We start from the raw sequence: 15,088 nt of genomic DNA on the forward strand, positions 1-15,088 counted from the left end.
CTTTTTTGTACTACTGTCAATTGCCGTATTTTGCTGCCAAATTTTCCATGGTGCGGCAAAAGTATTCCTTATTGAATTCATGTTCTATAATAAAAAACTGATTTTTATTAATCATGCAAAGTGTGTACCCTTTATGGGTTTATAATAAATTTAATTAATATTTTAATGTGTGGTATTTTTCTTTTAATTTAATAGATTTTTTTGCTACATATTTTTAAATTTAATTTAACGCCTGTGTTTTTCTCAAAAAGTAGAGCTTTTATAGGTGACATAAACGGACTTAATACCGTAATAGCAGTTGATAATAATTGAGCTGTATTTATTTAAGTGAGAGGCTAAGGTTTGTTTTCTTAGTGCTTTTAGGCGCTTTTATTTGTGTTGCTTTGCATGTATGTTTACTCAATAACAGAAGCAATGCGCCCTAGAGTGTTTAAATATTATGCCAGAACCTTTCAAAAACGTTTTTGATTTAGACCTAGTGCACACCATGGCACGCCACTTTCAACGTATTTATCCTGACTTCTCTTATGACGCGTTTATAAAAGAAATTAGTCTTGACTTTAATAGCCTTGAGTTTAAACAGCGCAGTAACCGAATTTGTGACGTAATGGAGATGTATCTACCGCAAGACTTTGAACAAGCAGCACGCATTATTGAGCTGTCGTTGGGAGATCAAATCGAAGGGCAGTGGAGCTCTGCGGTAAGCGATAAAAATGGTATTTCTGGCTGGGCAATTTTGCCTATGGCTGACTATGTGGCTAAAAGGGGCAGGGCAGATTTTAAGCGCTCTATGCATTTATTAAAAGCACTGACAAAACGAAATACAGCTGAATTTGCAATAAGATACTTTTTGGAAGCAGAGCCAGAGCGTACTTTAGAAGTGATGAAGACATGGGCACAGGATGACAATATTGACGTAAGAAGACTTGCAAGTGAGGGATGTCGCCCAAGACTTCCTTGGGGCTTACGCTTAAAAAAGTTTGTTCATGATCCAGAGCCCGTCATTGAGTTGCTGTCATTGCTCAAAGATGATCCCAGTGAATATGTAAGGCGCTCTGTTGCAAATAACTTGAATGACATCGCTAAGGACCACCCCGATAGGGTGTGTGAAGTGGCCATTGAGTGGTTACAAAATGCAAGTCCTGAGCGAACTGCACTGATAAAGCATGGCTGTCGAACATTGGTAAAAAATGGTCATGTTGGTACTTTAGAGGCGCTTGGTTATAGAGTGGCTCAGTTATCGAATGTAAAACTGAGTACCTCTGCACCCAAACTTAAATTTGGTTCCTACATTGAATTGATGGCAAACATTGAGAGTGGCGATAATAAAACGCAATCACTCATGATTGATTATATTGTGCACCATCAAAAAGCCAATGGTTCGACATCACCAAAAGTGTTTAAATGGAAAACCCTAGAGTTAGCGCCTAACAGCCAAACTTCGCTTAAAAAACGTCATACAATTAAGCCCATCACGACGCGCGTTTATTACCCTGGTGTACACAAAGTTGAATTGCAGATAAATGGTAACGTGGTTGCCGATACTCAGTTTGAGCTAGAGATGTAAATCTGCAGCTTATGCAAATACCAGTGTGTGACTAGCTGATGCTATACATAACGGAGTGTTTTGTTTAGAGAAATAATTCCGAATTTTATCGGCATCGATTTTTTTGGTTTTGGAGAGCGTGTTTTATGCTCTGAGTGCAATGAATTATTTTGAATAGACTGATTTGTGTCGCGCTGTCAATTTTACCCAACATGATAAAATTTCAATATAATAAATGACTTATAAAACAATTGCCTAAAAATTAAGATACATAATCGAAACATTTCAAGCTTGCATTGTGTACATTAATTAAACACAGTCTTGTTTGGATAAGCGGTGTACTTACTGCATATCTATATAAAAACAATTTAATTTAACAACAGGACTTATTATGAAGCTGAACAAAGTAAACTTAAAACAATTAAGCAGCACTAAAAATTTAAACGATAAGCAAACACGTCAAATTGGCGGTGGTGCATCAGCCTATAGTCGCGACTTTGGTGCTTGTCATACTGCCCCAGTATTTTGCCCAACAGCGCAAATTTGCTAATTGAGCTGAGCCCAGTTTTGCTGGGCTATATTTTACTATTCAATTGACTAGAACCATCGTACACTCTCATGCACCACTTTGTAATAACAGCATTTTTTCGCCCAAATGAGTGAAAATTTAAGTAGCTATTGAGATGAATTCACTTTTTGAACTGTTTGGCTTAACTCTGAGTACAAGCATAATCTTATCTTTTCTTCCTGCCTTGTTAGCGATTTGTGCTGTGACCTTTGCTATGCAACTCACTGCACTCGTATTAGCCTTGATTTCGCTTCTATGCGCTTATAGTTTTGGCGTTGTTGAGACTTATGGTGTGATTGGCGTGCTAAGTTTGTTTTTAATGAGTTATGGGTTTAACTACTGCAAACAAAGTGGAGTTCGCTGGCTGCTTGGCATAGGCATATTTGTCGTTTCTATCTTATTTTTTGTTCATGCATTCCCCGGGTTTAATAATCCATTAGTGATTGAATCCTATTTGGTCAGCGAAAACGCAGTGCCGTTTTCTAAACATTTAAACTTTGACAAACTCATGGTCGCTATTGCGCTAATGTCGATTGTGGTGCCACGTATGCGCGCTAGCAATAACAAGGGTATGAGTCAGGTTTTGATGGTCTCAACCCTGGTCATTTTATGTGGACTAGCGGGTGGTGTTGTGTCTGGCTTAGTTGAGTGGGACCCAAAACTGAGCCCCATATTAATAGGCTGGATAGTCACTAATTTATTTATCACTTGTTATGCAGAAGAAGCATTTTTTAGAGGATTTATACAAACTCAGATGCACAAGGCTTTTCAACACCAAAGATATCAGCAAGCGCTTACGATAGTATGTTCAGGTGTTTTATTCGGTATTGTGCATTTTCCAGCAGGGGCTGCATATACCTTAATCGCGACGCTGTTGGGCGTCGGCTGTGCTTATGGCTATCAAAAAACCAATAATATTCTAGTGCCTATTTATATACACTTTGTGTTTAACCTCATGCACTTTTGCTTGTTTACTTATCCGTTTTTAGCGAGTGTTTAGTATGGCAATGAGCCTTGAAGGGGTTTGAAATCGTAAAAGCGGCATTGCTCGAGACTTTCAAACCACAAACCTTTGCTTAGATAGTCAATAACGACGTTAGCTTGCAGGAAAGAGCAGTAACTTGATAATTGCTTCAATGATTTTATCGGCTACGCTTTTGCCAACAGTTTGTTTCCATTGGTCAAAAGCATCTTTATCATCTGATCGTAGCGCGTCAATTAACTTAGAAATTGTTTCATTTGACACCCCATTGGTCTTACTTATCTGACTTAATACATTGGCCTGCTCTGCAATAACCGAAATATTATATTGCGTATTTTGGGCTGGTTGAGTATTTACAATAGTGTTTTTTGAGGCAAATGATGCACAAAGCTGTGGGAACATATTGGTACCTGTGAAGATATAACCTGATGGAATAACTAGGCTTAAAGCGTGTTTTATTTGATTATGTTGGCCTTGATATACTTGTATTTCAGAGTCACATGTAACCAGAGGTGTTGATTTGTGAAGGTGATATTTGAGTTTTAAGTCGCTGATTTTATTTTTGGCAAATTCTTGGTCTACTACATTCATTTCGGCAGCGCGTGATAGTGCGCTCACAAAATACCAAGGCAACACAGTATGCTGCATATATGCTTCGTTGCACTCAAAGCTTTGATTTGTCAATACAACTGCATAATCATAAACGTCTTGCAAAGTATGTTCTGTTATTGTCATATCTCTTCTCCTTGTGGTTTGAACAAAACATAACCAAAGTGCTTAGTGATATCAATTAAATTTCTCAGGACGCAATTTATGAATTTGATACGAATTTAGTCGGTAAAACAGTGTCAAATACCTCTGCAATTTTACCGGTAATATTGTGTGGACAAAGTTAAATCTATACTTAGGTAAGGCTGTATAAAAAAGCTTAAAGAGGGTTTAAAGCACTAGCAATCTTTGGAGCGTGCTATGTGCTTTAATGCTCGTGAATATAGTTACATATTAACGCTGATAGATAACGATGGTTTTTTTCTGGCCGTTGATGATTTGCTCATCAAAAAACATCTTGCTACTACCTTGCGCAGCCAGCATCAGGGGATGCAAACTGATGTCGTCTCGCTCTAGTGAAAACTCCACTCGACAGCTATCACTGCGACATTCTTGGGCACTGATCTGTACTGAATCATCAAACGTGCTGCGCAGGACTGTTTCGACGTCTTCAAGGGCTGAGGTCATTTGTGTATCCCAAGCAGGATCATGGCCTTGGCTGTAAAACGTGTTTTCTGCTTGCATAAAGTCCTGTCGCGCATTGCTGTCTGAGATTGCAGCTTGAAGCTGTGCCTGGGTAATAGGTCGAGCTAATGACTGGGCCGATGGCGTAGCTTGAGGTTCGAGTAGGTTTAACCGGTTTTCTAATTCAGTGAGTCGGTTATTCATATTCTTTAAGGTATTGAGTAATGCGGTCTGTGTTTCAATCAGTGAGTCTATACTACCTCGTGTCGATTCTTGGTTATCAACATTGTTGGTAAATGTTTGCTCACTGTTTTTGCTTGACTCTAAAAGGTATTCTGAGTCACTTTTTTTAACACTCTGTGAGAGGCCTGACTGGCGGTCTATTTTTAAGTAGTTAATTGTGAAAAAAGCAGTGGTAACTGCTGTAAAAAAAATACAGACGATGATTTTCATAGAGAGCTTACCTTGAACGTTTTTATCGTATTGTTATTATTAAGGTCTAATTTTAAAGCGAAGAGTACATAAGTCTGACATACAAGTGAGTGCACCTGTGAGTACACTCACACTTTATATACAATAAGCTTAGTTTTTAATACTTAGAATGTACCCGGCTCAAGTCCTTTCGGGTAAAGTTGATACATATATAATTCATCGCCGCGGCTTAAACGACAAGCAAAGCCATAATATCCATTTGTGTTTGAACGAGTTGATCTAACGTATAAGGTACGTTTACCTGTTTGATCTGAAAAGTCGGTGTCTGAAAACCTCACATTACCAAATAGGTCATAGGCCGTTAAACTGCATGCCGTAGTGCCATTAAAGCTCGGTATTTGGCTATTTGTTCTACCGAAGCTAAGGCCTACTTCTTTATCTAAAATAAATGCTTCGACGCCGGGGGTTGGCGTGTTAGTTGGTAATACACAAGAAATAATTGTTAGATCAGAGGTCGCTCTAAGTCCGCCTGAACCATTTGAAATCCCGCCGCTTCCAGCTGTTTCCGTCGTACCTACTAGGGTTTTACAAGCAGAGTTTGCAGCGAATACATCAACTGCGGCAAAAGACGGAGTGGCAAGTACAGCTAATCCTGAGAGTGATAGTACTTTTAGTAAATTACTCTTTATTTTTATCATTTTTAATATCCTTGTTTGATTTTAATGGCCAATGAATTTTTTTCACTAGCAGGCCTTATTACGATAGTTGCATTTATGAGGATCACACGTTGCGAAAATAAATATAAATTTAGTTGTGTGTTATATAAGGTGGGGGTATTAATTTGTTTATATTTTTATGATTTATACTAGGAGTGGAAGCCTTAATAGGGGTAATTAAGGCTCTGGTAAGTGAATATTTACTGTTGATTTTTATTCAGTTTTAAAAGCAATTAATAATGAAGCTTTAAACCCTTCAGCTGTAGCCTCAAGCTTTAACTCTCCTTGGTGTGCAGCGACAATGGCATTTACCAACGTTAAGCCTAGTCCAAGCCCATCATTATTGTTGGCGTTTGAGCCTCTTACAAATCGGCTTGTCAAATTATCAAGCTCCTTCTGTTCTATAGGCCCGCAAGCATTTTGGATTGAAATCATTAATGTGTGCTCTTTGATAATTGTTGAAATCGTAATATCAGACTGATCAGGTGCATACTTGATTGCATTATCTAGAAGATTCAGCACGGCTTGGAAAATTAAGTTTTTGTCTACAAAGGCCTTTATCTGTTTGAGATTCATCTGCAAGTTTTGCTGCTTTAAATCTGCCAGTGGCGACAACAAATCAACAGAATCCGTGATAATTTCTTCTATATTAGATAGCTCTTTTATTAGTCGTGCATTGCCTGATTCTAAACGCGAGATCCGCAGTATGGAGTTGAATACTTCGGTCGCATTATCAGCACTACTTTTTAAAGTGATATATTCGTCATGAGGAATATTTAACGCTTCAATCTGATGTGCGAGTTGGGTCAATGGGGTTTTTAGCTCATGTGCTAGGGTGTTGGACATATTAGTTATGTCGCTGACTTTTGCTTCAATGGTTGCAAAAGTCTGATTCAATTGCTTTGCAAGACGATTAAACTCGTTGTTGTCCTCATTGACCGGTATCCTTTTGGATAAATCTCCTGTTTTGCTAATGGACTCGGAGATAAGGCTGATATTGTTTATTTTTTTATAGATTTTTCGTGCTATGTACAGTGTCGACAACAAAAAAGCACATATGATAACTAGCGTTATTAATAGGCTAAGTGCTAAGTAATTATTTGCTTGATCTGCGACTTCAGTTGCTTTATTTGCTGGCTTAAAAAGCTTTTCTTCTACCACTACATAATTACCGAGCTCTAAATAGACGAGAGTCAGCTTTTTACCTGCGGACGGGTTAATATTGAATGTGACATATAACTTGTCTGAACTTATGAGTTCTGCGGCTTTACTCACCTCTTGTTGTAACCAAACAGACGATGAAAAGCATGTTAACTTATTGAGCGTTAAAAACTTAACACTAATCCATTTGGCGTTTTGATCGAGATATTGCTTCAACGCAAAGGGACCGTCTTTAATATATAGTTTGCGTAACTTACAGTAAGGACAATCGGGGGCCAACATACTGCGAATATTTTCTTTCTGCTGTGATTCAATTTCTTTATAAATCGGAAAAAGCATCACGAGTGTTACAACGCAGATACCGGCATAAATCAAAGCAAGTCTGCCGATATAACTACTCATGATTAATTTTTTCCAATGTGTAGCCAACACCTCTCAATGTTTTGATCACACACTTTGTGCTTACCGATTCTATTTTTTTCCTGAGGTTGCTTATGTGCACATCAATTATGTTGGTATTCGTATCAAAGTTATAGCCCCATACTTTTTCCATCAACATGGTGCGTGAGAAAGCTCTATTAGGTTGACGAATGATAACTTCTAATAAACAAAATTCTTTGTTTTTTAATTCGATAATTGAGTCATTAGCACTAACTTCGCGAGAGATGAGGTTTAGTGTTATGTCTTGAAATTGAATTGTAGATGTGTCGTTTGTCTGTGAAGCTTTATTACGGCTCGCTAAGATATTTACTCTGGCTTCTAACTCGTTGAATGCAAATGGCTTAACCAAATAATCGTCTGCACCTGAGGTTAAGCCAGTTACCCGCTCATCCACGTCAGACAGGGCTGATAAAATGATAATCGGGACTGAGTTATTGATTGCTCTAAGCTCCTTAATAATCGCAATACCATCGAGTTCTGGCAGCATTCTGTCGACAATACACACATCATACGGGTGCTCTATTGCGAGTGTAAACCCGGTTCTTCCATTATCTACCCATTCAACATGGTGACCTGCTTCTTTAAACCCTTTGGATATATATTGTGCTATTTGTTTATCGTCTTCAATTAATAAAATATTCATGCTATATATTTTTATATATTTTTCTAGATTTAAGTAAAATGGTGCTAAAACCGTGAATCTATTATAATTTATGCATAAATCCTAATCATTATTTATTTCCTGAGCTTGAGTTTTGAGCTGCTTCTCAATGTTTACTTTTTGATTTATATAATGTTCTATATTAGGGTCTTTATTTGCTTTAGCAATATCTAGGCCTTTTGAGTTTTGCTTTTTTGCGGCCTTATATATACCAGCGGCCAGGTAGCTCTCGCTGAGTTTATAGTATGCATAGGCAGATTTGGGCTGTTGTTGTACCCACATCTCTCCTAATTCAATCGCTTCATCAAAACGACCTTCTTTACGTAACATTCTCGTTACTGCACGCAGGCTATTGGCGTTTCTTGTGAGATTGGAATAGGGTTTTATTTCGAAACCAACATAATCACTAAGGGTTTTATAATGTTGCATTAATTGCTCTGTAACAGTGCCATTCTGTGGGTTTTCACGCATGTGATTGAGTATGCTGCTTGAGTCGAACTTTGCTCTAGGGAAAACTAAATCAAGCGCGGATAGTAGCCCAGTTACAGCCATAGGGTAGTGACCATAGTTTTCTATGTGTTCAGCCTTTACTTTAAAGTTTTTAAATGGTTTTAGGGCGTTCGTTAATTTCTCTACATTTTTTTGCTGGGCTGGTTGTTTGTCTGCCTCTCGCATTGACGATGCAACGTATAAAATACCTTTATGAGCAGGCCTTTTACTTAATGTTTCGACCAAACTATCTATCAAGGTCTTTTCAGATGTATATCCCATACCAATGACATCTGTTGCAGCAAACAGAAAATGCGCATTAAATAATTCGGGCTCGGAGATCAAGCTGTGCATGGCAAAGCTTGCTGTGGGTGACATGCCTATTAACGCCTTAAAAGAATTGGTTCTATAGTGCTTGTCAATAAATGGTATTAGTTCGTTTTTTAAGAAGTTAAGGTAATCATCTGCGGCGTTTTTATCAGACCAGAATGCCTTATCTTTTGGATCATCAGACCAACCACTTTGATTGTTGTACAGTTGTGGTGTTATACCTTTGGCATAGTGTTGGTCAATGGAAACAACGATTGCTTCTGGCATTGAAGCAGTTTGGCTAAGGTGCCTAACAACTCCGCCCACCAACTCAGAAAGTGTCCAGCCATCTAGGGTATATATCACTGGGTAGCGGACATCATCAGCACCTAGATCATAATCTTCAGGCAGGTAAACATCGACCCTTTGGCGGCTCTCTAATATTTCGGAAAAAAAATGAAATTTATTCACTCCGTTAGCGCAGTCTTCGCAATATTCAATGGGATCAGTACTGCTACTCCCTTCTACGTCAGTTGGAAATGTCAGTGCAAGTGTGATAAGAGAGATACTTAAAAAATGTATTAGATAGGCCATGATATTTATTATTTTTAGTCTAGTTACACTTCATAATAATTATCAAAAATTAAATTATCCAGTTTTAAACATTAAACTTATTTAATGTTCTTCTCTAAGGTTTACTTCAATGTGAGCCACTTTGCTCATGTTGAGGGTTTTAAATTCTTGTCAATGCTTAAATCTATTTTGGTGGTTTTTAAATAAAAAACTATTGTTTATATAAAAATCATACCTAAGAAAATTTATGGGTGATTAAAAGTGATTAAGCTTTTTTATTTTTTTAGTCTATATGAAAAATTAAAATTTTTGGCTATCAATTTCCCATGTTACTTATTCATTGACAGACACCTTTACATATATAGTGTGTGCTCACATTAAGATGAGAAGGCAGCGATGGCTGCCTGTATAAGAAAACATATAAAAATATTGTGCTTAATGTATTATTTAGCTTCTACCTTCAAAGCTAAATCATCCAATAGAACGGTTGTATCTTGCTGATTTTGGTTATAAATAAACTTTAAATTCACCAACTTGATCGCTCTGGTCTCGTCTAATGGTAAATGGACATCAAATGGTGTCACGGAATTACCATTACCCGATAAAGTTACTCGCGAATAAGTGTAGGGATACTGACCGTCACGTTGATAAGTGACATGTGCTTCTGCAATCACAGATTCAGTGTCAAAACCGGTCAGCATTTGCAACAGCCCACTGAAATTCAGACTCTTCAAATGGGTATTTTCAGGAAATACATAAGTATGGTAGAAAGGGCTGTATACACTAAAATTCGTAAATTGGACTTGGAGACTTTGCTCTCCACGAATAGGAGATTGATTTGTTAAGTGGGCAACGCCGCTACTATTTGATGGAAATATAAATAAATTTTCGTGCTCGAAATCGCCGTGAGGAATTAAATTAGGACGCTCTGTGTGAACGACGTGAAGGGCAAGATCGTCAAGAAGTACAGACATGTCTTGGCTGTTTTGATAATGCATAAACTTTAAATGTACTAACTTTATCTTTCTGGTTTCATCTAAGGGTAAGTTCACATGAAAAGGTGTGACTGCATTGCCAGAGAGTGTCACTCGCTCATAAGTGTAAGGGTACTTGCCGTCTCTATGATAGGTGACATGTGCCTCAGCAACGACTGATTCAGTGTCAAAGCCAGCGGTGATTTGTAATAGCCCGCTAAAGTGTAAACTAGAAAGCTGCGTGTTTTCTGGGAAAGTATACGTGTGGTGGTAAGGGCTATATACGTTAGGGTCAGTAAAGTGCACTTCTGCGCTTTGTTCGCCGACGATAGGAGACTGTCTTGTCATACCCGCGGTGCTATTACTATTTGAAGGGAATTTGAATAAGTTTTCACTTTCAAAGTCGCCATGCGGGATCAGGTTATTAGTCCCTTTTGGAATAACATGAAGCGCCAAATCATCAAGCAATACGGTTAGATCTTGCTGATTTCGATTGTGCATAAACTTTAAATACACATGCTTTATCTTTCTGGTTTCATCCAATGGGAGATTAACTTTGAATGATGTGTTTGAGTTATGACCAGGTGAGAGTGTTACTCGCTCATAAGTATACGGGTATATCCCATCGCTATGATAAGTCAAATGCGCTTCGGCAATAATGGACTCTGTATCAAATCCTGACACCATTTTTATTAAGCCACTGAAGTGTAAGCTTGAAAGTTGAGTATTTTCAGGGAAAACATATCTGTGAAAGTAAGGACTATAGGTATCAAAGTCCGTAAAATTAACTTCTACACTTTGCTTTCCGTTGATCGGAGATTGATCTGTTAAATAGGCGACGTTGCTGCTATTAGATGGAAACTTAAATAAGTTTTCATTTTCAAAGTCACCATGTTGAATTAAATTACCCAGCGTTTGGGACGTAAATGTATTGCTACTACTTTCACTTGCATATGAAATGCAAGTGAAAACAGCAAAGAGCATAGTTAGAAACCTAGCTAAAATCATTTGCAACTTTCCTTTTGATGTATGTATTAAATTAACCTTTCAATAAAATATCCTGCCATCCAATAGGAGGGAATATCCGGCACCGATAGTATCCGAAGAGAGTGGTGTTGTAATTAAAAAGTTAATTAAAAGGGCAGTGTAATCAAAAGTAATCATAGGATCAAAGTGGTTGATTTAAGTGCCAAAGTTAATTCTTCGTATCAATTTAGACTTCGGCTATGCTCAAGCAGGCGATATCGAAAAATAAAAAACCAGACTTGGCTGGCTTTTCTATATGATTTTAAGCGGGTCAACGTTCGAGACTTCACGTCTAATGGGCTCGTATTGATTTGGCAGCCCTCGCACCACGTTTCATGGTATCTATAAACCCATGCTTCGAACTTCAGCGCGGCTTGGGGCTTGCTGTGAGCTGAAGGTTTCCAGTTGCACATCATCACCAAACACGTCATTGAGCATTGCTTTAAAGTCTTCTGGTGATCTATCAAAGTCTAATGTAAACAGAGATTTGAGTTGTTCTCGTTGAATGCCTCGCTGATCAGCCATGGCAGTCAACGCCTGACCCACATCAGCAAACCCCTGATCATCCATACTACCGACCACTTGACCACCGACACGAAATACCGATGTTTGAGGTGTCTGATCGAACATCAGCTTTCTTCGATATGCTTGATCTTGTGCCAACATCTCGTTGAACTCAGTTTCCTTATGAATGGCGATCTGCTTTTGAGCGTAGTCTTGGTAAGAGCTACCATTAAACATTTCAAAGACCTCTGCATTTGTTGGCCCTTCGCCTTGCTCAAAAAACTCAACTTCACCACTTCCTGGGTAATGTTGTTCAACCAACGACTTCAACTTAGCCATATCGCCGCCAGCCTGACGGAACAAATCCTGTACTCCACTGCGACCTGCGTAAGAGCCATCTCCTCGCAAGTAGGCCATAACCTGACCATCAACGTTGATCATGCCAACAACATCCTGCTGTTCACCCTGTTGTTTATAATAGTCGGCCAAGTCTGTATGTTTGGAAGACAGCGGACTCATGTCTTGATTTAACATAGCGAACTGATCTTTATCTACTACTTTGACGTGCTCCGGCTTAATTAGGTAAGTCAAATTTGTTTTGCCTTCAAGACGAGTAGAAAAAGACGCCTCATCCGATGGCGTACTCGACTCTTTGACTGATTGATCATGTTTAATAGACTGAGTGCGATTATAATAGGGTTCTCCCGCACCTGCGTAATGGGAAATTTGCATAATTCAGCTCCTTTTGAGATTCTGTCTAGAGTGTCTTGACTGCGTAGTTGCTCCTCTCAACCAAAAGCAGATAAAACGAACAGAGTAAATTAGCAAATTTCGGGCCACTCGGGTTTTATTGTTCCAGTAGCCATATAGGTGCGTATAAGCTCAGACCAAACAGGCAAACATTTGCCAGTCTTGTCATTGTATGCTCATTTTATTGCCGCACCCATAGCCACATCGATAACGCTTGTTTAGGTTAAAAACACGCAAATAAATCTCATACTGGTTGCATCGTCTAAGCCATTAAAAATATCGCATATGATAAATTTGCGTTGGGTGTAAGTTTTTTTCTCCCTATATTTATTAAGCTTGGTATAAAACCAGTCGCCAATAGGGCAGTGTACCTCGTTTAGTATTGTGATCTCAAAGGCCTTTCAGGACGCACAAGAATGCAAACGATGAGCGGAAAATAAAAAGCCTGTACAGTGCATAGCTGTACAGGCTTTTTTTATTGCTTAAGATAAGATATTTACTGCTGAATACGGCGAATACTTAAGTTATCCCCACCATTACTGCTCACTTGCTGAACTAAGCTTACACCTGCAACATCGAGCACGTGTAAGGTTTCAAGCGTATGTGCCGTTTCTGCATCTTTAGAGGTTTCTTCGGCTAACACGTAAAAGTGCTCGCCAATTTGGCCACCATTATGATCAATATCGGCACTGAATAAACTGTAACCTTTTGCGCCGGCTTGGGTGTCGAGTGTACCGGTCGAGCCCGTGCTTGGGACAATCGCAATGTAAGATACTGCTTCGGTGGTATGGCCTTCATTTAGCGTATCTTGCTCAAAGAATGCGGCTTTAAAGCCCGTTGTTGAAATATCTTTTACACGCGTTGCAATGGTGTGGCCACCTTCATAGGTTTGCACTTGTAAAAATACATAGGGGTTAGCAGAAAACGCTTGTTCAAAACTAATGCTGTCAAAGTTTTTAGTGCCAGATAACTCAAAACTGCCTACTTCTAATACGGTGCCATCGGCCATTGTATAGCGGCCTTGTTCCAGTGCCATGTAATCAAATGACTCTCTATTAGGGTGCACTTGATCGAGATAATTCCATTCTTTAAATGCCACTTCGAATGAAGTTGGAGACACATTTTGTAAGCGGTTTGCACCACCATGGCCACCATTAAAGGTAGGCGCTGAAGTGAATACAGCGGGCGCATAAAAGTTTGTATTGCCAAGGCCATAGGTGCGCCACGTGTGATCCAAGTCGTTCACAATGGTGTTAGAAAGCAAAGTAATTTTATTGTCTAACGCGCACGGGTCTTGGGTATAGCAAGCAACTGAGCTGTCGGTATTGGTCGCCAAATCGTTGATACGCAGTGGTAAAGTCGCCACTAAACACGTACCCCCCGTGTTTGGGTTGAGCTTATAAAGCTCAGATTGATTCTGATGACCATGATCATTTATGACTGTACGGCTAATGAGCATGTCGCCATTTTGCGCAAGGGTCGCGCCTGTTACAGCAATTAAATTATGGTCAGACAGCTTGCTCATGCTGTAGTTTTGCGGATCGCTACGATCAATCAAGTACACAGCACTTGAAGTGACCAAATATAGTTCTTCATTTTTGATCACAAGGTCACCGCGATACTCACCTTCAACACCGTCAAAGTGCATTAAGGTTGTTGCATTGCCGTTTGATTTGTCAATGCTATACAGCTTGCTGTAGCTATTAGCCAACAGTTGATCGTTTTGCGCATCATATGTCATACCAATCAACGATTTAGTAATACCGTCCACTCTGTGATGTGTTTTGGTTTCAAAGTCGTAGTACGCTAAGCGATTGTACTTAAAGCGGTCACCCTGAACGGGGATCTGCGCAAGCTCCTCTGCGGGCGCATCTAGTTCACTTAAATCCACTTTATATTCAAATGGCATTGGTGAAGAGGTGTAGTACATACGTTTAAGCGTTGAATCGTAAGCCATCGCCGCTGAGCTAAATTCAGCCATAGACAATGCTTTGGCGGCCTTGTCTTGCTCTTGCAAGCTAAATAATACGCCTGGTGCACCGCGACCAGAGTTAATAGAAAACAACTCTCCCTCACAGCTATTTGCATTGGCAAAGGTTGAAAGTGTGGCTGTAGAAAGCGCATAAACCCAAAGTACAGAGTGTGGCATCTTAAGCATAATTAGAACCCTAATACATATCCTAAATTAATAAAATGACACAAAGAAATGACACATAATTTTAAACTATGTGGGCCTTTATCCTGAAAGGTGAGTGCATCCATTATAACTTTGTAACCTGCACAGACTATGCCCAACTATTGTGCATAAGGCAATGGTTACAGCGAGTCACGTTCTTAAACGGTCTTTATAGAAGGGTTAGCGGTTAAGTTGTTTTCATAATGGGTAAATAAGGATGGCATAAATGGTGTGTTCATGCATGTCTTTTACGTAGTTCTTGAACGATTTTATCGCAGCTATCGAGAAGGAGTCTTAGGTTCATACCTGTTGAGTCACTCCAACAAGTTAGTGATATTACAGATTAGTGATATTACAGATTAGTGATGAGTATAAAAAGGCGTAAAGGTATATGTGACACTCAATTCAATTTTGAGGCTGCAAAGAATACGTATAAAAGATTTTAGTTGGATGTCATGCACCCATACACGAGGGTGCAGAAGTGGCTTGGTTACATCTAATCACCTTGAATAAGGCGAAGAGCTTGGGCAACGAGGCCCTAAATTTA

Annotated in this window: 12 protein-coding genes; 3 read left to right on the top strand and 9 right to left on the bottom strand. The window is 39.1% G+C overall.

Going from position 1 to position 15,088, the window contains the following annotated elements; all coding sequences use genetic code 11:
- Positions 1 to 439 precede the first annotated feature (439 nt).
- The 3 genes from L1077_RS04180 to L1077_RS04190 all read left to right on the top strand — a co-directional run bounded on the left by L1077_RS04180 (position 440) and on the right by L1077_RS04190 (position 3,114).
- On the top strand, positions 440 to 1,567 hold the full coding sequence (locus L1077_RS04180; RefSeq protein ID WP_237135715.1) for a DNA alkylation repair protein: 1,128 nt from the start codon (positions 440 to 442) through the stop codon (positions 1,565 to 1,567).
- 370 nt (positions 1,568 to 1,937) lie between these two features.
- Positions 1,938 to 2,096, top strand: coding sequence for a hypothetical protein (locus tag L1077_RS04185; protein ID WP_155731878.1), 159 nt, complete (start codon positions 1,938 to 1,940; stop codon positions 2,094 to 2,096).
- Between the two features lie 133 nt (positions 2,097 to 2,229).
- Positions 2,230 to 3,114 (top strand): CPBP family intramembrane glutamic endopeptidase, encoded by an 885-nt coding sequence (locus L1077_RS04190; RefSeq protein ID WP_237135716.1) that lies wholly within the window; start codon positions 2,230 to 2,232, stop codon positions 3,112 to 3,114.
- Between the two features lie 96 nt (positions 3,115 to 3,210).
- On the opposite strand, the gene L1077_RS04195 is transcribed toward L1077_RS04190, so the two are convergent.
- The 9 genes from L1077_RS04195 to L1077_RS04235 all read right to left on the bottom strand — a co-directional run bounded on the left by L1077_RS04195 (position 3,211) and on the right by L1077_RS04235 (position 14,523).
- Positions 3,211 to 3,831: a hypothetical protein gene (locus L1077_RS04195; RefSeq protein WP_237135717.1), complete on the bottom strand. Its 621-nt coding sequence runs from the start codon at positions 3,829 to 3,831 to the stop codon at positions 3,211 to 3,213.
- Positions 3,832 to 4,098: 267 nt separating this feature from the next.
- A complete protein-coding gene (locus tag L1077_RS04200) occupies positions 4,099 to 4,782 on the bottom strand; it encodes a hypothetical protein (protein ID WP_237135718.1) in 684 nt (227 codons plus the stop codon).
- A 143-nt stretch (positions 4,783 to 4,925) separates the two neighbouring features.
- Complete coding sequence (locus L1077_RS04205) at positions 4,926 to 5,459, bottom strand: hypothetical protein (RefSeq protein ID WP_237135719.1); 534 nt, start codon at positions 5,457 to 5,459, stop codon at positions 4,926 to 4,928.
- Positions 5,460 to 5,690: 231 nt separating this feature from the next.
- On the bottom strand, positions 5,691 to 7,040 hold the full coding sequence (locus L1077_RS04210; protein WP_237135720.1) for a HAMP domain-containing sensor histidine kinase: 1,350 nt from the start codon (positions 7,038 to 7,040) through the stop codon (positions 5,691 to 5,693).
- The gene (locus L1077_RS04215) at positions 7,033 to 7,722 is read right to left on the bottom strand and encodes a response regulator transcription factor (RefSeq protein WP_237135721.1); all 690 of its coding nucleotides are present in this window, start codon (positions 7,720 to 7,722) and stop codon (positions 7,033 to 7,035) included. Before L1077_RS04215 ends, L1077_RS04210 begins: the two co-directional genes overlap by 8 nt.
- Positions 7,723 to 7,803: 81 nt before the next feature.
- Positions 7,804 to 9,132: an alpha/beta hydrolase-fold protein gene (locus L1077_RS04220; protein WP_237135722.1), complete on the bottom strand. Its 1,329-nt coding sequence runs from the start codon at positions 9,130 to 9,132 to the stop codon at positions 7,804 to 7,806.
- Positions 9,133 to 9,554: 422 nt separating this feature from the next.
- The gene (locus tag L1077_RS04225) at positions 9,555 to 11,093 is read right to left on the bottom strand and encodes a hypothetical protein (RefSeq protein WP_237135723.1); all 1,539 of its coding nucleotides are present in this window, start codon (positions 11,091 to 11,093) and stop codon (positions 9,555 to 9,557) included.
- Between the two features lie 360 nt (positions 11,094 to 11,453).
- Entirely contained in the window at positions 11,454 to 12,347 is an 894-nt protein-coding gene (locus tag L1077_RS04230) for a hypothetical protein (RefSeq protein WP_237135724.1), read from the bottom strand.
- 514 nt (positions 12,348 to 12,861) lie between these two features.
- Positions 12,862 to 14,523, bottom strand: a complete 1,662-nt coding sequence (locus tag L1077_RS04235) for an H-type lectin domain-containing protein (protein WP_237135725.1) — start codon at positions 14,521 to 14,523, stop codon at positions 12,862 to 12,864.
- Positions 14,524 to 15,088: the final 565 nt, after the last annotated feature.

Origin of the sequence: Pseudoalteromonas luteoviolacea (genome assembly GCF_021654285.1) — a bacterium.
Taxonomy (GTDB): domain Bacteria; phylum Pseudomonadota; class Gammaproteobacteria; order Enterobacterales; family Alteromonadaceae; genus Pseudoalteromonas; species Pseudoalteromonas luteoviolacea_J.

Coding starts and splice junctions, on each gene's coding strand:
- L1077_RS04180 (WP_237135715.1), top strand. CDS start 440: ATGCCAGAACCTTTCAAAAACGTTTTTGATTTAGACCTAGTGCACACC.
- L1077_RS04225 (WP_237135723.1), bottom strand. CDS start 11,093: ATGATTTTAGCTAGGTTTCTAACTATGCTCTTTGCTGTTTTCACTTGC.
- L1077_RS04220 (WP_237135722.1), bottom strand. CDS start 9,132: ATGGCCTATCTAATACATTTTTTAAGTATCTCTCTTATCACACTTGCA.
- L1077_RS04215 (WP_237135721.1), bottom strand. CDS start 7,722: ATGAATATTTTATTAATTGAAGACGATAAACAAATAGCACAATATATA.
- L1077_RS04205 (WP_237135719.1), bottom strand. CDS start 5,459: ATGATAAAAATAAAGAGTAATTTACTAAAAGTACTATCACTCTCAGGA.
- L1077_RS04200 (WP_237135718.1), bottom strand. CDS start 4,782: ATGAAAATCATCGTCTGTATTTTTTTTACAGCAGTTACCACTGCTTTT.
- L1077_RS04230 (WP_237135724.1), bottom strand. CDS start 12,347: ATGCAAATTTCCCATTACGCAGGTGCGGGAGAACCCTATTATAATCGC.
- L1077_RS04185 (WP_155731878.1), top strand. CDS start 1,938: ATGAAGCTGAACAAAGTAAACTTAAAACAATTAAGCAGCACTAAAAAT.
- L1077_RS04195 (WP_237135717.1), bottom strand. CDS start 3,831: ATGACAATAACAGAACATACTTTGCAAGACGTTTATGATTATGCAGTT.
- L1077_RS04235 (WP_237135725.1), bottom strand. CDS start 14,523: ATGCTTAAGATGCCACACTCTGTACTTTGGGTTTATGCGCTTTCTACA.
- L1077_RS04210 (WP_237135720.1), bottom strand. CDS start 7,040: ATGAGTAGTTATATCGGCAGACTTGCTTTGATTTATGCCGGTATCTGC.
- L1077_RS04190 (WP_237135716.1), top strand. CDS start 2,230: ATGAATTCACTTTTTGAACTGTTTGGCTTAACTCTGAGTACAAGCATA.